17 protein-coding genes are annotated in these 16,890 nt (G+C 63.5%); 8 read left to right on the forward strand and 9 right to left on the reverse strand.

The window, feature by feature from the left end; all coding sequences use genetic code 11:
* Nucleotides 1-92: 92 nt before the first annotated feature.
* On the reverse strand, nucleotides 93-1,661 hold the full coding sequence (locus tag KKY_RS03190) for an alanine/glycine:cation symporter family protein (RefSeq protein ID WP_014129855.1): 1,569 nt from the start codon (nucleotides 1,659-1,661) through the stop codon (nucleotides 93-95).
* 82 nt (nucleotides 1,662-1,743) lie between these two features.
* On the reverse strand, nucleotides 1,744-2,175 hold the full coding sequence (locus KKY_RS03195) for a universal stress protein (RefSeq protein WP_041528546.1): 432 nt from the start codon (nucleotides 2,173-2,175) through the stop codon (nucleotides 1,744-1,746).
* Nucleotides 2,176-2,491: 316 nt separating this feature from the next.
* Between KKY_RS03195 and KKY_RS03200 the strand changes: the two genes are divergently transcribed.
* Together KKY_RS03200 and KKY_RS03205 are read left to right on the forward strand one after the other, a co-directional pair.
* Nucleotides 2,492-3,436 (forward strand): DUF5996 family protein, encoded by a 945-nt coding sequence (locus tag KKY_RS03200; protein WP_014129858.1) that lies wholly within the window; start codon nucleotides 2,492-2,494, stop codon nucleotides 3,434-3,436.
* 14 nt (nucleotides 3,437-3,450) lie between these two features.
* Entirely contained in the window at nucleotides 3,451-3,741 is a 291-nt protein-coding gene (locus KKY_RS03205; protein WP_014129859.1) for a GNAT family N-acetyltransferase, read from the forward strand.
* 195 nt (nucleotides 3,742-3,936) lie between these two features.
* Here KKY_RS03205 and yjfF read toward each other — a convergent pair whose 3' ends face one another.
* The 4 genes from yjfF to ytfQ all read right to left on the reverse strand — a co-directional run bounded on the left by yjfF (nucleotide 3,937) and on the right by ytfQ (nucleotide 8,786).
* Complete coding sequence (yjfF, locus tag KKY_RS03210; protein ID WP_014129860.1) at nucleotides 3,937-4,926, reverse strand: galactofuranose ABC transporter, permease protein YjfF; 990 nt, start codon at nucleotides 4,924-4,926, stop codon at nucleotides 3,937-3,939.
* Entirely contained in the window at nucleotides 4,923-5,936 is a 1,014-nt protein-coding gene (locus KKY_RS03215) for an ABC transporter permease (protein WP_014129861.1), read from the reverse strand. The genes yjfF and KKY_RS03215 overlap by 4 nt, the downstream gene beginning before the upstream one ends.
* Nucleotides 5,933-7,450 carry a sugar ABC transporter ATP-binding protein gene (locus KKY_RS03220; protein WP_014129862.1) on the reverse strand — a complete coding sequence of 506 codons (1,518 nt, stop codon included), beginning with the start codon at nucleotides 7,448-7,450 and terminating at the stop codon, nucleotides 5,933-5,935. Before KKY_RS03220 ends, KKY_RS03215 begins: the two co-directional genes overlap by 4 nt.
* A gap of 361 nt (nucleotides 7,451-7,811) precedes the next feature.
* A complete protein-coding gene (gene ytfQ, locus KKY_RS03225; RefSeq protein WP_014129863.1) occupies nucleotides 7,812-8,786 on the reverse strand; it encodes a galactofuranose ABC transporter, galactofuranose-binding protein YtfQ in 975 nt (324 codons plus the stop codon).
* Nucleotides 8,787-9,137: 351 nt separating this feature from the next.
* On the opposite strand from ytfQ, the gene KKY_RS03230 reads away from it, so the two are divergent.
* From KKY_RS03230 to KKY_RS03240, 3 genes are read left to right on the forward strand one after another with little or no spacing between them, the layout of a single operon-like run.
* On the forward strand, nucleotides 9,138-9,491 hold the full coding sequence (locus KKY_RS03230) for a hypothetical protein (protein WP_014129864.1): 354 nt from the start codon (nucleotides 9,138-9,140) through the stop codon (nucleotides 9,489-9,491).
* 50 nt (nucleotides 9,492-9,541) lie between these two features.
* The gene (locus tag KKY_RS03235; protein WP_014129865.1) at nucleotides 9,542-10,420 is read left to right on the forward strand and encodes a copper chaperone PCu(A)C domain-containing protein; all 879 of its coding nucleotides are present in this window, start codon (nucleotides 9,542-9,544) and stop codon (nucleotides 10,418-10,420) included.
* A gap of 3 nt (nucleotides 10,421-10,423) precedes the next feature.
* Nucleotides 10,424-11,050, forward strand: a complete 627-nt coding sequence (locus tag KKY_RS03240) for an SCO family protein (RefSeq protein ID WP_014129866.1) — start codon at nucleotides 10,424-10,426, stop codon at nucleotides 11,048-11,050.
* A 171-nt stretch (nucleotides 11,051-11,221) separates the two neighbouring features.
* Here the strand turns inward: KKY_RS03240 and KKY_RS03245 are convergent, their stop codons facing one another.
* Nucleotides 11,222-12,505: an MFS transporter gene (locus KKY_RS03245; protein ID WP_014129867.1), complete on the reverse strand. Its 1,284-nt coding sequence runs from the start codon at nucleotides 12,503-12,505 to the stop codon at nucleotides 11,222-11,224.
* 199 nt (nucleotides 12,506-12,704) lie between these two features.
* Nucleotides 12,705-13,571 (reverse strand): alpha/beta fold hydrolase, encoded by an 867-nt coding sequence (locus KKY_RS03250; protein ID WP_014129868.1) that lies wholly within the window; start codon nucleotides 13,569-13,571, stop codon nucleotides 12,705-12,707.
* Nucleotides 13,572-13,639: 68 nt separating this feature from the next.
* On the opposite strand from KKY_RS03250, the gene KKY_RS03255 reads away from it, so the two are divergent.
* Nucleotides 13,640-13,912 (forward strand): metal/formaldehyde-sensitive transcriptional repressor, encoded by a 273-nt coding sequence (locus KKY_RS03255; protein ID WP_041528548.1) that lies wholly within the window; start codon nucleotides 13,640-13,642, stop codon nucleotides 13,910-13,912.
* 26 nt (nucleotides 13,913-13,938) lie between these two features.
* Nucleotides 13,939-14,928, forward strand: a complete 990-nt coding sequence (gene dmeF, locus KKY_RS03260) for a CDF family Co(II)/Ni(II) efflux transporter DmeF (protein ID WP_014129870.1) — start codon at nucleotides 13,939-13,941, stop codon at nucleotides 14,926-14,928.
* 7 nt (nucleotides 14,929-14,935) lie between these two features.
* Here the strand turns inward: dmeF and ilvA are convergent, their stop codons facing one another.
* Nucleotides 14,936-16,450, reverse strand: coding sequence for a threonine ammonia-lyase, biosynthetic (gene ilvA, locus KKY_RS03265; protein WP_014129871.1), 1,515 nt, complete (start codon nucleotides 16,448-16,450; stop codon nucleotides 14,936-14,938).
* A gap of 142 nt (nucleotides 16,451-16,592) precedes the next feature.
* Here ilvA and KKY_RS03270 point away from each other — a divergent pair, with 142 nt between their 5' ends.
* On the forward strand, nucleotides 16,593-16,889 hold the full coding sequence (locus KKY_RS03270; protein ID WP_014129873.1) for a type II toxin-antitoxin system RelE/ParE family toxin: 297 nt from the start codon (nucleotides 16,593-16,595) through the stop codon (nucleotides 16,887-16,889).
* Nucleotide 16,890 lies beyond the last annotated feature (1 nt).

Raw genomic sequence — 16,890 nt, forward strand, 5'->3', positions numbered from 1 at the left:
ATTGCAGAAACGCCGGCCATGCAGCGGCGTAAAGGGGAGGGGCAGGCGTTTCGCCGGCCCCTCCGCAAGCATACGCTCTCGTGCGGGTCCGCTCAGTGCCCCTTCATCTTCCTGATCTCGCCTGATTTGATCTTGGCGAAATACTGGTTCACCTCGCGCCTGACGACAGGCATCAGAAGATAGAGCCCGATGATGTTGGGCAGGGCCATGGCGAAGATCATCGAATCCGAAAAGTCGATGACCGGACCAAGGCTCATCGAGGCCCCGATGACCACGAAGACGCAGAAGATGATCTTGAAGACATTTTCTTTCGTCTTGCCCTCGCCGAACAGATAGGTCCAGGCCTTGAGCCCGTAATAGGACCAGCTCAGCATCGTCGAAAAGGCAAACAAAAGCACAGCCAGCGCAAGCAGATAGGGGAAGAAGCTGAACTGTGCGCCGAAGGCGGCCGAGGTCAGTTCCACGCCCGTGAGCCCGGTGCCGAGCGCGCCGGTGAAGATGATGACCAGAGCGGTCATCGTGCAGATCACCACGGTATCGATGAACGGCTCGAGCAGCGAGACGATGCCTTCGGTGGAGGGTTCCTTGGTGCGCACCGCCGAGTGGGCGATGGCCGCCGAGCCGATGCCCGCCTCATTGGAGAACGCGGCGCGCCTGAAACCCTGGATCAGAGCGCCGATGGCCCCGCCCGCGACACCTTCGGGCGAGAACGCACCGCCGATGATCTGGGAGAAGGCCCAGCCGATGGAACCGATGTTCATCAGGATGATGATGAGCGCGGTGCCCACATAGAGGATGCCCATGAAGGGCACGACCTTTTCGGTGACCCGGGCGATCGACTTGATGCCGCCGATGATGACAACGGCGACGACCAGTGCCATGACGATTCCGAACAGCCAGCCAAAGCCGGCGAGCGGGCTGACATCGTTGCCGCCGGTGACGTTGACGAGCTGCTGGAAGGACTGGTTGGCCTGGAACATGTTGCCCCCGCCCAGCGCCCCGCCGATACAGCAGATGGCAAAGAAGACGGCGAAGAATTTGCCCAGTCCGGCCATGCCGCGCTCGGCGAGACCCTTGGACAGATAGTACATCGGACCGCCCGAAACGCGCCCGTCGGGCAATTCGTTGCGGTATTTGACGCCCAATGTACACTCGGTGAACTTGGACGCCATGCCCAACAGACCGGCCAGAATCATCCAGAACGTCGCCCCCGGCCCCCCGACCGCGATGGCAACGCCCACCCCGGCGATGTTGCCCAGCCCCACCGTTCCCGACAGCGCGGTCGCGAGTGCCTGGAAGTGGGAGACCTCGCCCGCATCGTTTGGATCGGAATAATCGCCACGCACGAGTTCGATGGCGTGACCGAATGCCCGGAACTGGATGAAGCCGAAATAGAGCGTGAAGATGGTGGCCGCGACGACCAGCCAGCCCACGATGAGCGGGAAGTCGGTGCCCGCGACCGGGACCGAATAGAAGATGACGCTGACGACCGCATTGGAGATCGGTGAAATGGCGTCGTTGACCATCATGTCGACGGTCCGCGTGGTTTCTTCGACAACCTCCTGGGTCTCCGCGGCGACCTCGGCCGCGTCGTCCTGCCCGAAGGCGGGGAGGGCGAACAATGGCAGCAGCAGCGCCAGTGCCAAAAGCAGTTTTCTCATTTTGATGTCCCCTTGAACGCTCACTCCGGGCCGTTTTGCCGTCGGCCTCGGGTGAAGTCTGGTTTTGCCTTGGGTATCCCGCTTACGGAACCACGGTGACCGGCACCGTGGCGATCTGGACGAGCGCCATGGTCAACCCGCCCAAAAGGCGGTCGGTGAGTTTTCGCGAACCCTGGCGGCCGACAAAGATCTGCTTTGCCCCCGACGAACTGGCGATTTCGGCGATGATTTCGCCGGCATGGCCATACCGGACCTCATGGGTGGTGGTGATGCCCATGGCGCCGTATTTGGCGGCCACGGGCTCGACAACCGCGGCGGCGCGAACAAGCTCTTCCTCGCGCCGTTTGTGGCGTTCGGCCAGTTCTTCCTGACTCAGGAAACTGTAGGGAGACCATTCGAGCACCAGCACCAGATGCAGCGTGGCCCCCGAGGTTTTGGCGAGACCGGCCGCAAGATCAGCGGCGCGCCCCGAAGCTTCGGTCCCGTCGAAGCCCACTATATAGATGTCTGACATCCATTTTCCCCTCAACTCGCCAGCACAAGTACGGATCGGATGAAGGGGGCTTTGCGCCGCAATCGGGCGCCATCTGGTTTTCTATTATCCGCAACAGCCCGGCATACCCATGTTGACCCCTTAACGACAAGTTAAGCGCAAATTGTCGCAGGAGTCTCGATTTATCGGCCAGGGGGTCTCCGGGCTGGGGAAATCGCGGCGCCCAAGACGCGCCCGGCGGCGGGTTTTCCACAAGGCCGGCGCCGGCCGGTCCCTTGCCCTGGCTCCTGCAAGCTGCGCAAAATCGGTCTTTGAATCGCAAAAAAGGTGCACCCCGATGACTGCGAGCGCCACTTGGCCCGACATTGCCTTCACCCCATGGAAAGAGAGCTGCGCGGCGCTCCATCTTTATACCCAGATCGTGGGGAAATACCGGCTGGCGCACACGCCATGGGTCAACCATTCCTGGCACGCCACGCTCTATGTGACGCCGCGCGGGCTGACCACGGGCATGGTGAGCGACGGGGCGGGCGGCGGGGCCGAGATCGTTTTCGATTTCCACGACCACGCGGTGATCGGCATGGCGGCGGACGGAGGGAGCGCGCGATTTGCGCTTGAACCCATGTCGGTGGCGGGATTCGCGCAGAAGTTCACCGCTCTGCTGCAAGATATTGATGCGACTCCTCAATTTGACGGCAGGCCCAACGAAATTCCCGACGCGATTCCTTTTGCCGAGGATGTGGCCGAGCGCCCCTATGACGCCGACGCTGTGCGGCGTTTTCATGGGGCGCTGGTGCAGATCACGCGGGTGTTCGAGACATTCCGGACAGCGTTTCTGGGCAAGGTCAGTCCGGTCCATCTGTTCTGGGGCAGTTTCGATATGGCGGTGACGCGGTTTTCCGGGCGCGATGCGCCGCTCCATCCCGGCGGCATTCCCGCCTTGCCCGACGATGTGACGCGGGAAGCTTATAGCCATGAGGTCTCCTCGGCCGGGTTCTGGCCGGGGGGCGGAGGGATCGATTATCCCGCCTTCTATTCCTACGCCTATCCGACCCCCGATGCGTTTTCAAAGGCGGCGGTGCAGCCCGAGGCGGCGTTTTTCCATGAGACGCTGGGCGAGTTCGTGCTGCCCTATGACGCGGTGCGGCAGGCCGACGATCCCGACGCGACGCTGCTGGCGTTTTTGCAGAGCACCTATGATGCGGCGGCGAGCCTGGGCAATTGGGACCGGGCGAAGCTGGACTGCCATCCCGGCAAGCCGCGCCAGCCGCGCGCGATCTGAAAGGAGATTTGACGATGAGCGACTTTACCATCGAGCGCGAGGACGGCGAGACCAAGGGGCGCTATGTGGTCCGCATCGACGGGCATGAGGCGGAGATGACCTATACCAAGGTGGGCACGCGCCAGCGGATCATCGACCATACCGGCGTGCCCGACGCCCTGCGCGGACGCGGGGTGGGCGAGGCGCTGGTGCTGCGCGGTGTCGAGGACGCTCGGGCCGAGGGAGTCAAGATCATCCCGCTGTGCCCGTTCGCCAAGGCGCAGATCGAGCGGCATCCCGAATGGCAGGATGTGCTGCGGGGGTAGGGGACTTAGCGGAGGTGTTTTCCCAGCGGCGGTAGCGCAGAAAAGAGAAGGCCGCCCTCACCCGTCTGGCTGCGCCATCCGACCTCTCCCCCAAGGGAGAGGTGGTTCTCGGCGCTTGCGGCATTCTTACCTCTCCCTTAGGGGGAGAGGTCGGCGCGGAGCGACGGGTGAGGGGGCCTTCGTGGTGCCTTGCGCCTACGCCCGAACCGCTTCCACCTTCTTTTTGCGCCAGTCGCGTTTCGAGGCGGCGATGATGATGCGTTGGAGGACGATGAAGCCGAACAGCAGGCCGCCGATGACGATCTTGGTCCACCAGCTCGAAAGCGTGCCGTCGAAAACGATGTAGGTCTGGATCATCCCCTGGATGAACACGCCGACCAGCGAGCCGAGCATGAAGCCGAATCCGCCCGAAAGGAGCGTTCCGCCGATGACCACGGCGGCGATGGTATCGAGTTCGACGCCGACGGCGGCCAGCGGATAGCCCGAGGAGGTGTAGAGCGAATAGACAACGCCCGAGAGCCCGGCCAGAAAGCTCGAGACGGCATAGATGCCGATGGTGGTGCGGGCGACGGGGACGCCGAGCAGGGCGGCGGACTGGGCATTGCCGCCCAGCGCATAGACGTAAGCGCCGAACCGGGTGCGGTGGCAGACGACGATGCCGATGGCAAAGACCAAAAGCATCAGCCCGCCATTGAAGGTCAGGCGCCCGCCGCCGGGCATGACGTAATAAAAGCCTCGCACCCAGGTGTAGAAATCATGGCTGACCGAGATCGAATCCTGGGTGAGCAGGAATGTCAGCCCGCGGGCCAGGAACATGCCGGCCAGGGTGACAATGAAGGGCGGGACTTCCAGATAATGGATCATTGCCCCCATGGACGCGCCGAACAGCGTTGTGGCCAAGAGCGTAATGGCAAAAGCGGGCAGGGGGTGGATGCCGAGCTGGGTGACCAGCACGGCGATGAGCACCGAGGAAAAGGCGATGACCGAACCGACCGACAGATCGATGCCGCCCGACAAAATGACGAAGGTCATTCCGACCGCGGCGACGCCGAGAAAGGCGTTGTCGGTCAAAAGATTCCCCAGGACGCGCGTGGAAAACAGCGCCGGGAACTGCATGACAGCCAGCGCGTAGGCGAGAACGAAAATGGTGATGGTGGCGATCAGCGGCCAGTAGCGCGGGTTCATTTCGGGCTGACCTCGGGGCGTTTGGTGCGGGGGCGGGCGGCGAAGTGCCAGATGCGGCCGGCGAGAGGGGACTGGACCACCAGAATGATGATGATGAGCGCGGCCTTGACCAGAAGGTTGAATTCGGGCGGGAAGCCCGAGACCAGAATGCCGGTGTTCATGGCCTGAATGATCAGCGCGCCGATCACCGACATGGGGATGGAAAACCGTCCTCCCATCAGCGATGTGCCCCCGATGACCACGGCGAGGATGGCGTCGAGTTCGAGCCACAGGCCCACATTGTTGGCGTCGGCGCCGCGAATGTCGGCGGCGGCGATGATGCCGGAAATCGCCGCGCAGAACCCGGCAAAGGCATAGACCCCGATGAGCAGGGAGCGGGCGCGCAACCCCGCATAGGACGAGGCCGAGCGGTTGATGCCGACCGATTCGATGAACAGGCCGAGCGCGGTCAGGCGCATGACGAGCGTGGTGACGAGGGCGAGCGTCAGCATGATGATGATGGGGGTCGGCAGGCCCAGAATCGAGCCCGAGCCCAGAAAGATCAGGCCCGGATCGTTGAAGGTGACGATGAAGCCTTCGGTGATGGTTTGCGCGATGCCGCGCCCGGCCACCATGAGGATCAGGGTGGCGATAATCGGTTGCAGGCCGAGCGTGGCGACCAGCATGCCGTTCCAGAGGCCACAAAGAAGGCCCACTCCGAGGGCGGCGGCAAGGACGACGATCAGCGCATTGCCATCGCCCTGCACCATGGTGGCCGCGACCGCGCCGGCAATGGCCATGACCGCCCCGACCGAAAGATCGACCCCGCGCGTGGCGATGACGGCGGTCATGCCGATGGCGAGAATGGCGACCGGGGCGCCGCGATTGAGCACGTCGATCAGCGAGCCATAAACCCGGCCATCGCGGATGAACAGGTTGAAGAAACCGGGAAACAGCATCCAGTTGATGAGCAGGATGGCGATCAGCGCGACAAATTGCGGTTTGACGACCGAAAAGATCGAGCGGGTCATTGGGGCCGTGCCTCCGGCTCGCTGGCGATCATTTCCATGATCGCACTGGTGGTGATCGCTTCGCCCGTCAGCTCCCCGGCTATGGCGCGGTCGCGCAGAACAAGGACGCGCGAGGAATAGGCGGTGATCTCGTCGAGTTCGGAGGAGATGACCAAAAGGCTCATGCCGTCGTCGCACAGCCGGTTGATCATCCTGATGATTTCGGCGTGTGCACCCACATCGATGCCGCGGGTGGGCTCGTCGAGGATGAGGAGTTTGGGATTGGTGGCCAGCCAGCGGGCCAGCACGACCTTTTGCTGGTTGCCGCCCGAAAGGAATTTGACCGGCTGTTCGGGGCCGGTGCAGCGGATATCGAGCGCCTTGATGTAGCGGTCGGCCAACTCGGCCTGTTCGGCGCGGCTCATGGGTTTCGTCCAGCCGCGATGGGCCTGGAGCGCCAGCATGATGTTTTCGCGCACCGTGAGATCGCCCACGATGCCGTCGAGCTTGCGATCCTCGGGCGCGAAGGCGAAATCGAGCGCGATGGCGTCGCGCGGTTCGTTGAGGCGGGCGGGCTTGCCGGCAACGGTCAATTGACCGGTGTCGGGCCGGTCGATGCCGAACAACAGGCGCGCCATTTCGGTGCGGCCCGAACCGAGCAGACCGGCAACGCCGACGATTTCGCCCTTGTGCAGATCGAGATCGAACGGGGCGGCCTTGCCCGAGAGGGAATAGTCCTTGAACGAGGCGTAGAGTTCGCCGGGCTTGCGGGTGACCCCGATGCGCATGGCGTCTTCGTGTTCGAGCGCTTCGCCCAGCATCATGGTGACGAGGTCCATGCGGGAAAGCCCTTCGATGGGGCGCGAGCCGACGCGGCGGCCATTGCGCAGCACGGTCACGCGGTCGGCGATTTCATAGACCTGATCGAGAAAGTGGGTGATGAACACAATCGCCATGCCCTGGGATTTGAGCTGCTGGACGATCTCGAACAGGATTTCGACCTCGTGCTGGTCAAGGCTGGCGGTGGGTTCGTCAAGGATCAGCACCTTGCCCGAAATATCGACGGCCCGGGCGATGGCGACGATCTGCTGGACGGCGACCGAAAAACTGTCGAGCTGGGCGCCGGGATCGATTTTCAGATCATAGCGCGCGAGAAGGGCGCGGGCGTCGCGCTGCATCTTTCTTGTGTCGACGAGACCCCATTTCATGGGCTGGCGGCCGATATAGAGATTGTCCGCGACGCTCATATTGGGGAGGAGATTGACCTCCTGATAGACGGTGCCGATGCCCATTTCCTGCGCGTGGCGGGTGTCGCGCGGATGGATGGGCTGGCCGTCGAGCGTGATGGTGCCCGCGTCATGGGTGTAGGCGCCGGTGAGGATCTTGATGAGGGTGGATTTGCCCGCGCCGTTCTCGCCGAGCAGGGCATGGACCTCTCCGGGGAACAATTCGATGCCCACATCGTCGAGGACCTTGTGGGAGAGAAAGGATTTCGCAATTCCCGAGGCGGCGAGGATGGGCTGTGGATCGGGCATAGAGTTTTGATTCCGTTCCGTTCTGCGGGCAGTATGCGCGGCCTGATGAAATCATCAGCGTTGAGCATACCGGGTCCCGGCTCAAGGCCGGGATGACAGGTTGGGGATGGGGCGCCGCCGCTGGGTACCAGCGGCTCGGCAGCCCCTCACCGGCCTGCCGGCCACCCTCTCCCCAGAGGGGCGAGGGCTAAGATTGCCGAAGTGCTTGCGATAAACACTCGCGTCCTGGATGCCGCAGCGGTACTCCCTCGCCCCTCTGGGGAGAGGGCTGGGGTGAGGGGGCCTTGCAGCGTCAGTAACATCGCCAACCTTCGTTCGATCGCAAAATGGGACGGCATTTGCCGCCCCATGATCTGATCGATCAATACCCCAGGTCGCGGCGGCGTTCGGCTTCGCCTTCGGGATCGTCCTCGGCGGTGTAGAGCCTGGATTCGGTGATGATGAACTTTTCGGGTTCGACACCATCGTTGAGATAGGCGGCAAGCGCCTCGAAGGCCGGGCCGGCCATGTTGGGGGTCAACTCCACGGTGGCGTTGGCTTCGCCGGCGGCAATGGCGGGGGAGATGTCGGGCACGGCATCGATGGAGACCACGAGAATGTCTTCGCCCGGATTGAGCCCGGCTTCCCTGATGGCCTGGATGGCGCCCACGGCCATGTCGTCATTGTGGGCGTAAAGGGCGCAGATGTCCTGGCCGCCGTTTTCGGCGCGCAAAAAGCCTTCCATCACCTGCTTGCCGAGCGCGCGGGTGAAATCGCCGGTCTGGGAGCGCACGATCTCGATATTGGCGTGATCGGCGATGGCCTCTTCAAAGCCCTGCTTGCGGTTAATGGCGGGAGACGACCCCACGGTGCCCTGGAGTTCGACGACGCGGCAGTCCTCGTCACCGACCGTTTCGACCAGCCACTCGCCCGCGACGCGGCCTTCAAGGACCTGATCGGACGCGACGGAGGTGAGATAGAGGTCTTCAGGCGCCTCGATGCCGCGATCGAGCAGCACAACGGGGATATCGGCGTCTTTGGCTTCGCTCAGAACCTCTTCCCAGCCGGTGGCGACCACGGGGGCGAGCAGGATGGCATCGACGCCCTGGGCGACGAAGGAGCGGATGGCGCGGATCTGGTTTTCCTGGCGCTGCTGGGCGTCCGAGAACTGCAGATTGACGCCCCACTCCTCGGCCTGCTGGCGGGTGACCGACGTTTCAGCGGCGCGCCAGCCCGATTCCGAACCGATCTGCGAGAAGCCGATGGTCATGCCCTCAAGGCCTTCCTGCGCCATGGCGGCGGACCCGAGAAGGGCGACAGTGCTCACGCCGAGCGCAAGCTGCTTGATGAAATTCATTGATTTTTCCTCCTGATGGCGCCGGTGAGAGCCTCCCTCTGACCGTGCCGCAGAAAGGAAGATTGCATATAGTATTACTATATGTAAAGCCCGAAAAGTTTGAGGCGGCAAAGGCCCGCTATGCCCGGAAAGACGGCGTGTTATCGGTTACATTCGGTGGAATATGGCTCGCGCAGAGGTGCAAAGGCCGGTCGTGGCCGCGCGGTAGAGCATCGAAATGGGTCAAATAGTATGACTAAAAGGCGAAAGGATTCCGGGGCAGGGCGGCCGGGCGGGCAAAATCGCCGCATTGTCCTTTGCCGATCCTGGTGTAAAAGCGCGGGGAACTGGACTTGATGGGAAAGCGAAGGCATGGGCCTTGCGCGCGACATCGGCGGAGAGATCGTAAAGGCGCTGGCCGTTCTGGCGCTGGTGTTTCTTGCGTTCGCGCACCAGCCCGTGTCTGTTGGGGCGGCCGATGACGGCTTTTCCTATTCGGTTGCCGATCTCTCGTTTTGCGGCGGCGCGCCCGATGACGACAGCGGCGGCCATTCGCCCTGTCATGCCTGCCGGGCCGGCATCGCAGACCTGCCGCCCGCCCCTTGCGAGATTGAGCCGGCTTATGTCGGCTTTGCCTCGGCTGGATTTGCGCTCACCGACGATCTGGTGGCCGAACAGCATCCGTTTTCGATCCACAAGTCGCGCGCGCCACCAGCACTGGCCTGATTGAAGCCGAATTTCTTTCAGACCAAACTTGTTTATGCTGGAGATCGCTCATGATCCGCATCGCTTCCCGCGCGGCGCTTGCCGCCGCATCCGTCCTTGCCATCGCCGCCCCGGCCCTGGCGCATATGACCTTTGAGATCGACCAATCGGCGCCGGGGGAGACCTTCCACGGAGTGCTCGTTTTGCCCCATGGCTGCGACGGCGCGCCGACCGATACGGTCCGCGTCACGCTGCCCGAGGGATTTGGCGACGTGAGCGCCGAGGCCAAGGAGGGCTGGACGCTCGAAACGCCGGGCGCCGATAGCGTGTTGAGACAGATCGTCTGGTCGGGCGGCTCGGTGCCCGATGACGGGCACGAGACTTTTGCCTTTACCGGGACCTTCGCCGAGGATCTGCCCGAAACCGATATCGTATTCGCCGTCGAGCAGATGTGCGGCGATGTCGCGCTGGGCTGGGAGCCGGCGGTGAGCCTTGGGGACGAGCCGGCCGATCATGGGCACCATGGCGGCGATGCCATCACCGTGGGCGATCTGGAGCTGACCGGCGCGTTCACGCGCGCCACGTTGCCTAACGCGCCGGTCGGCGGGGGCTATGTGACGATTACCAATACCGGCGAGGAGGCCGACAGGCTCGTGTCCGCGCAATCGTCGTTTTCGCCCGATGTGCAGATCCACGAAATGGCCGTGGTCGATGACGTGATGCAGATGCGGCAACTGCCCGAGGGGCTGGAAATTCCGGCCGGTGAAACGGTGACGCTGGCGCCGGGCGGGCTGCACATGATGTTCATGAATATTTCCGCCCCGTTCGTCCAAGGCGAGACCGTGTCGGTGACGCTGGTGTTCGAAAAGGCCGGTCCGGTCGAGATCGAACTGGCGGTGCAGGCGTTCGGGGCATCGGGGATGGACACATCCGGGCATAAGGGGCACTGAGCCATGGCCAATTCCATGCTTTATACGGTGCGTATCGTGCTCTGGACCCTGGTTGTCGTCGCGGCAGCGGGTGCTGGGGTGCTCTGGTATTCGACGCAGGTGCGGCCCGACCCCTCCGGGCAACTGGCCGCCGCGCCGCAAGGGCAATATGGGGCCGGTGACTACCGGCTTGTCGACCACACGGGCGCGCCCGTGGACCAGACAGCGTTTACCGGCAAGCCTTCGATGGTGTTTTTCGGGTTCACCCATTGCCCCGATGTGTGCCCGACCACGCTGGGCGACATGCAGCACTGGTATGCCGAACTGGGCGATGATGCGGACGGGGTGAACGCCTTTTTCGTTTCCGTCGATCCCGAACGCGACACGCCTGCGGTGCTGGGCGAATATGTGGGTTGGGTCTCCGAGCGGATCACCGGGATCACCGGCGAACCGGCAGAGATCGGCAAGATGGTCGATGCCTGGGGCGTGTTCGCCGAAAAAGAGCCGCTCGAAGGCGGTGGCTACAACGTCAACCATACAGCTTCAGTGTTTCTGATCGACGGCGCGGGGCAATTGTTTGGCACCATTGCCTATGGAGAAGGCGCCGAGACGGCGGTGGGCAAGCTGCGACGATTGGTGAGCGAGGGGTAGTCTGAATAAGGCCCCGTCCTGCGCTGCAGGGCGGGGTTTTTCGATCTGCTAGAGCATTTCCGCTGTTCGCTTGCGCGGCCCTTCGGGTCTTCGAATCGCGAAAATCCTCTAAGTTGTTGTTTCGTCGCGCGTCCGAACCGCAAAACCGTTTCCACTTTTGCTGGACGCGCTCTATACGGGATCGGTTCGGGTCAGAAAAGAGGCCCGGCGGTGGCCCAGTTGCGCGCGCAAGGCGAAAAACACGGCGGATGCGCCCAGGCAATAGGCTGAAAAGAACGGGGCCTGCTGGCCGATTGAAACGCCTGCATCGACGAAAAAGCCAACGATGCCCGGACCTACGGCGGACGACAAAACCATTGCCGATGTGGCGATGGCCCGAACGGCCCCCAGATGGCGCGTGCCGTAGAGTTCGGCCCACATGGCGTTCATCACCGTTCCGTTGGCGCCATTGGTGAACCCCGAGAGCAGGAAGAACGCCGGGATGGCCCAGAACGCAGATGTGGTGGCGATGACCATATAGGCCAGGCTGGCCGGGACCAGCAGCAGCGGCAGTAGCCGGTAGGCGCCGAACCTGTCGACCAGCCAGCCTCCGGCAATCGAGGATATCACCGAGGCGACCGACATGACCGGAAAGAACGCGGCGAAGGTCAAAAGGCCCCAGCCCTTTTCGGCAACCAGCACCGATTGGTGAAAAAAGATCGCAGTGGAAATCGCAGGCATCGCCAAAAGCCCGATCAACACCGGCCAGAACAGCGGATCGGACAGAACCGCGCGTCGCGTCCACTGTTCGCCGGTTGCATGGGCCTCGCCGGGATCGGGGTTTTCCTCTCCGGCGGCTCGGGCCCGCTTTCCGTCCGGCGGATTGGAAAACGCATAGGCGATGGCGGGCGCCAGAACCAGGATCAGCACCGCGGCGGCGACCAGCCAGACATTGCGCCAACCGATGGCCGCGATGCCGAACGCCACGGCGACCGGCAGCACCGCTTCGCCCGTATTCAAGCCCAACTGCGCAATGGCCAGGGCACGGCCGCGAAATCTGTTGAACCAGCGGCCCAGGGCCGTTGCAGCGCTGTGGGTAAGCATGCCCTGTCCGAAGAACCGCAGGCCGAACAACGCGATACCGAGAACGGCGAAATTGGGGGCAATGCTGATCAGAACGCACATCAACGCAACCCCGAGGGCCGAGCCGGCGCCCAGCCAGGATGCAGGAAGCCTGTCGGCCAGCCCACCGGCCCAGACCAGAAGGACGGCCGAGCACAGCGTCGCGACGGTGTAGATCAGCCCATACTGGCCGGAGCTGAGCGCAAATTCAGCGCGGATGGCCGCGCCGAACAGGGCGATGAACACGGTTTGCCCGGCCAGCGACGAGAACATCGACAGATAGCCTCCACCGATCCAGCGCCGCTGGCGTCCCGTCAGTTCGCGCAAGGGTGGAGAAGGTGACGTCAGAGACATTGCTGGCCTGTTGTATCGGGACAGTCTGTGGGCGGGGAGAAACGTGCCCAGGGCGGGTGACGCGGCCGGTTTGGAGCAGATCGCAGTCTCGGTCAAGATGGCCGCTTGTAGCGGACGAGGTTTTCGCTTTCCGCGCGGAAAGCGGCAAGGTTTGGGGATGCGATCGCCGAAATGACGTCGAAACGACCGTGGAGCGGGACTACGCCAGGGCCTCAAGGACCGCCCTGGCGGTCTCGTCGGGATATTCTTCATAAAATGACAGCTTGCCTTGCGGCAGGACCGTGGCGCTCACGCCGGGCAATTGGGCGAGGGCCGCCATTTCGGCTTTGGACTTGCGCGGGGTGCGCTCGCCATGGATCAGGGCGATGGTTTCGGGCACGCGGCCTGCGGCGGCGAGCCAGCTTTCCCGGCTCTCGAAGGGGTCGAGTTCGCCGGCCACGAAGCGGAACGAGCCGTACCGGGCGCCGGGCGCCTCAGTGACCTTGCGTTTTTCCGCCATCCGCCCGGGCGTGACCCAGGCCGGGTCGGAATAGACATGGCCGCGCGTCATCATGCCGATGACCGGGCCATTGACGTTGAGCCGATAGAACGCCGCGCCGGCGACGGGTATATCGACACCCCGCGCCAGCCATCCAAACGCCCCCATATGCTTGCCCATCATGGTGGGCAAGGGCCCGCGCCAGGTCGGGGCCAGAAGGCACAGACGCCCGGTGCTCGCGGGATTTTCGGCGGCCTGCGCGATTGCGTATCCGGCGGCATGGCCCGCCGCGACGGTCGCGAAAGGATGGGCGATTTCCGAGAGGACGAAGCGGAGGAAATCGCGATAGAGCGCCGGACGCCAGTCCAGCTTGGGGCGGGGCAGATCGCCAAAGCCGGGCCAGTCGATGGAAAGCGTCTCGTAGCGGGCGGCGAGCCGTTCCTGCAGCGGACGCATTTCGTGCCGGGTCGAGATCGAACTGAGCGCGGGGAGCAAAAGGAGTTGCGGTCCCGAGCCGGCCCGCGTCAGCCCGATTGTGACGGGCTTTCCGTCTGCCACCCATTCGATCCGGTCTTCGGTCCATTCCATGGCTTCACCATTGCGCGGATTTATAATATAGTCCCCTATACTATATTGAAACCGGGTTTGCCATCGCCATGTCCCATACAATCCGCGACAAAGAGAAATTGACGGCAAGGGTGCGCCGCCTCAAGGGCCAGATCGAGGGAATCGAGCGCGCGCTGGAAGCCGAAAAGCCCTGTGCCGAGATTTTGCGCCAGCTCGCTTCGGCCCGCGGCGCGATGAGCGGGCTGACCGCCGAGGTGATGGAGGATCATCTGCGCGAGCACGTTCTGGAGGCGCAAACCGACGCCCTGCGCAATACCGGCGGCCAGGAACTGATCGAAATCATCCGAACCTACATGAAATAGGCCGGTCCGCCGGCGGGAGTTTGCCCATGTCTGCAATCGATGTCTCGGCCCACACCCATGGGCACAATTTTCTCGGCAGCGACCATCGGCGCAACGAGGGGCGGGTCTGGCTGGTCATAGGTCTGACCGCCGCGATGATGGTGGCCGAAATCGCCGCCGGGGCCATTTATGGCTCCATGGCGCTGATTGCCGATGGCTGGCACATGTCCACCCATGCCGGGGCGATGCTGATCACGGCGCTGACCTATCTCTATGCCCGCCGCCACGCCGCCGATCCGCGTTTCACCTTCGGAACCGGCAAGCTGGGCGATCTGGGGGCGTTCGCCAGCGCCGTCGTACTGGCGCTGGTCGCGCTGCTGATCGGCTGGGAAAGCCTGACGCGGCTGGCCAACCCCGTCGTGATCAGCTTCGAGCAGGCCATCGCCGTGGCCAGTCTTGGTCTGGCGGTCAACCTGCTCTGTGCGTGGCTGCTCAGGGACGATCATTCCCACCATCACGGGCATGGACATTCTCATGGCCACCATCACCACGACCATGGCGCACACGGCCACGCCCACCACGATCACGGCCATCATCACCACGCGCGCGACAACAATCTTCGCGCCGCCTATCTGCACGTGCTTGCCGATGCGCTGACCTCGATCCTGGCCATCGTGGCGCTGCTGGTGGGGCGCAGCTATGGCTGGAACTGGGCCGATCCGGCAATGGGTGTCGTGGGGGCGCTGGTCATTGCCCGCTGGTCCTGGACCCTGATCCGCGATTCCGGCGGTGTGCTGCTCGATCGCACGCCCGAGAGCGATGATCTGCCGGCGGAAATCCGCGCAACGCTCGAAACCGAGACCGACCGGATCGCCGATCTGCATGTCTGGCAGGTCGGGCCGGGCCATCACGCCGCCATCGTCTCGCTGGTGTCGAGCGACCCACGGCAACCCTCGGCCTATAAATCACGCCTCGCCAAAATCGGCAGGCTCTCGCATGTCACCGTCGAGGTGGAGGGCGTGAAGGCTCCCGCCTGAACCCGGCTCAGGCCGGGGCGAGGAACATCGAATAGGCCGGGTTTTCGCTTTCGTCCCAATGGGCATAGCCCAGCGTATCGAGATAGGCCTCGAAGGCGTCCCGCTCGTCGGGCGGAACCTGCACACCGGTGAGGACGCGGCCGTAATCGGAACCGTGATTGCGGTAGTGGAACAGGGAGATGTTCCAGTCGGGCGCCAGGCCCTCGAGAAAGCGCAGCAGGGCGCCGGGGCGTTCGGGAAATTCGAAGCGGTAGAGCAATTCGTTTTCCAACCCCTCGACGCGGCCGCCGACCATGTAGCGGATATGGAGCTTGGCGACCTCGTTGTCGCTCAGATCGAGCACCTTGTGGCCGTGATCGCGCAGCATGGCGATGATTTCGGCCTTTTCGGCCTCGCCGCGCTTCAATCCGATACCAACGAAGATGTTTGCCGAGCTTCCCAGCGCGATGCGGTAGTTGAATTCGGTGATGGCACGGGCGCCCATCAGACGAATGAAGGCGCGATAGGCGCCGGGCTTTTCGGGGATTGTGACGGCCAGCACCGCCTCGGCGCGCTCGCCCAGTTCGGCGCGTTCGGCGACGTGGCGCAGCCTGTCGAAATTGATGTTGGCGCCCGAGCAGATGGCGATGGCCGCGCCGCGTGCATCAAGGGTCGGGGCGTGCTTGCGCAGGCCGGCCAGGGACACCGCACCCGCCGGTTCGGCGATGGCGCGGGTGTGCTCGAACACGTCCTTGATGGCTGCACAGATCTCGTCGGTCGAGACGGTGACGATGTCGTCGAGCGTATCCTTGAGAATGTCGAAAGTGTGCGCGCCCGCCTGTTTGACGGCGACGCCATCGGCAAAGATACCCACTTCGTTGAGCGGTACGGGGCGCCCGGCGGCCAGCGCGGCCTTCATCGAGGCGGCGTCTTCGGGCTCGACCCCGATCAGCTTGATGTCGGGGCGCAGGAATTTGGCATAGGCGGCGACCCCGGCGGCAAGGCCGCCGCCGCCGATGGGCAGGTAGATCGCGGCGATCGGGCCGCCATGCTGGCGCAGGATTTCGACCCCGATCGTGCCCTGACCGGCGATGACCTGCGGATCGTCATAGGGATGGACGAAGGTGAGGTTTTCTTTTTCGCAAAGGGCCAGCGCGTGGATGCGGGCATCGTCGAAACTGTCGCCCTTTATCACCACTTCGCCGCCCAGGCGCTTGACCGCCTCGACCTTGATCGAGGGGGTGGTGGTGGGCATGACGATGACCGCGCGCGTGCCCATGCGGGTGGCGCAATAGGCGAGCCCTTGCGCGTGATTGCCGGCCGAGGCGCAGATGACGCCCTTTTGGCGCTCTGCCTCGGTGAGCGCGGCGAGCTTGTTGTAGGCGCCGCGCAGCTTGAAGGAAAACACCGGCTGGAGGTCTTCGCGCTTGAGAAAGACCGGGCGGGAGAGCTTGTCGGACAGCGGGCCCATCTTTTCGAGCGGGGTTTCGACAGCCACGTCATAAACCGAGGAGGAGAGGATGGAGCGGATGATTTCGTGCATGAATATGGCCTTCGGTCGCGTCTTGTCCCCGACATAGCGCCGATGGGCGTGTGTGTCACTTGGGTGTCGCGACGCATCGGCACACTGGCTGCTGCTGTCAACCATGGTTGACACAGTCGAAGGTGATAACTACAGTTAACGCATGATCGCACTGATAAAGAGTGCCGTTTTTGACAATTGGCTGCGTGATCTGCGCGACAGGCGGGCCATGGCGCGCATTCTGGCGCGGCTGGATCGGTTTGCGAATGGTAATCCCGGTGACGTCAAAGCCGTCGGCGGCGGGATTTCCGAAATGCGGATCGATTATGGACCGGGTTACAGGGTTTACTACATGCAGCGGGGCCCGGTCGTCATCATTCTGCTTTCGGGAGGCGATAAGTCCTCGCAGAAGGCCGATATCGCCCGCGCCAGGGAAATCGCCGCACAGTGGAAGGACTAAA

The organism is Pelagibacterium halotolerans B2 (assembly GCF_000230555.1).
GTDB classification, from domain to species: domain Bacteria; phylum Pseudomonadota; class Alphaproteobacteria; order Rhizobiales; family Devosiaceae; genus Pelagibacterium; species Pelagibacterium halotolerans.

Coding starts and splice junctions, on each gene's coding strand:
- KKY_RS03200 (WP_014129858.1), top strand. CDS start 2,492: ATGACTGCGAGCGCCACTTGGCCCGACATTGCCTTCACCCCATGGAAA.
- KKY_RS03195 (WP_041528546.1), bottom strand. CDS start 2,175: ATGTCAGACATCTATATAGTGGGCTTCGACGGGACCGAAGCTTCGGGG.
- KKY_RS03240 (WP_014129866.1), top strand. CDS start 10,424: ATGGCCAATTCCATGCTTTATACGGTGCGTATCGTGCTCTGGACCCTG.
- KKY_RS03190 (WP_014129855.1), bottom strand. CDS start 1,661: ATGAGAAAACTGCTTTTGGCACTGGCGCTGCTGCTGCCATTGTTCGCC.
- KKY_RS03255 (WP_041528548.1), top strand. CDS start 13,640: ATGTCCCATACAATCCGCGACAAAGAGAAATTGACGGCAAGGGTGCGC.
- yjfF (WP_014129860.1), bottom strand. CDS start 4,926: ATGAACCCGCGCTACTGGCCGCTGATCGCCACCATCACCATTTTCGTT.
- KKY_RS03245 (WP_014129867.1), bottom strand. CDS start 12,505: ATGTCTCTGACGTCACCTTCTCCACCCTTGCGCGAACTGACGGGACGC.
- KKY_RS03250 (WP_014129868.1), bottom strand. CDS start 13,571: ATGGAATGGACCGAAGACCGGATCGAATGGGTGGCAGACGGAAAGCCC.
- ytfQ (WP_014129863.1), bottom strand. CDS start 8,786: ATGAATTTCATCAAGCAGCTTGCGCTCGGCGTGAGCACTGTCGCCCTT.
- KKY_RS03215 (WP_014129861.1), bottom strand. CDS start 5,936: ATGACCCGCTCGATCTTTTCGGTCGTCAAACCGCAATTTGTCGCGCTG.
- ilvA (WP_014129871.1), bottom strand. CDS start 16,450: ATGCACGAAATCATCCGCTCCATCCTCTCCTCCTCGGTTTATGACGTG.
- KKY_RS03230 (WP_014129864.1), top strand. CDS start 9,138: ATGGGCCTTGCGCGCGACATCGGCGGAGAGATCGTAAAGGCGCTGGCC.
- KKY_RS03205 (WP_014129859.1), top strand. CDS start 3,451: ATGAGCGACTTTACCATCGAGCGCGAGGACGGCGAGACCAAGGGGCGC.
- KKY_RS03270 (WP_014129873.1), top strand. CDS start 16,593: ATGATCGCACTGATAAAGAGTGCCGTTTTTGACAATTGGCTGCGTGAT.
- KKY_RS03220 (WP_014129862.1), bottom strand. CDS start 7,450: ATGCCCGATCCACAGCCCATCCTCGCCGCCTCGGGAATTGCGAAATCC.
- KKY_RS03235 (WP_014129865.1), top strand. CDS start 9,542: ATGATCCGCATCGCTTCCCGCGCGGCGCTTGCCGCCGCATCCGTCCTT.
- dmeF (WP_014129870.1), top strand. CDS start 13,939: ATGTCTGCAATCGATGTCTCGGCCCACACCCATGGGCACAATTTTCTC.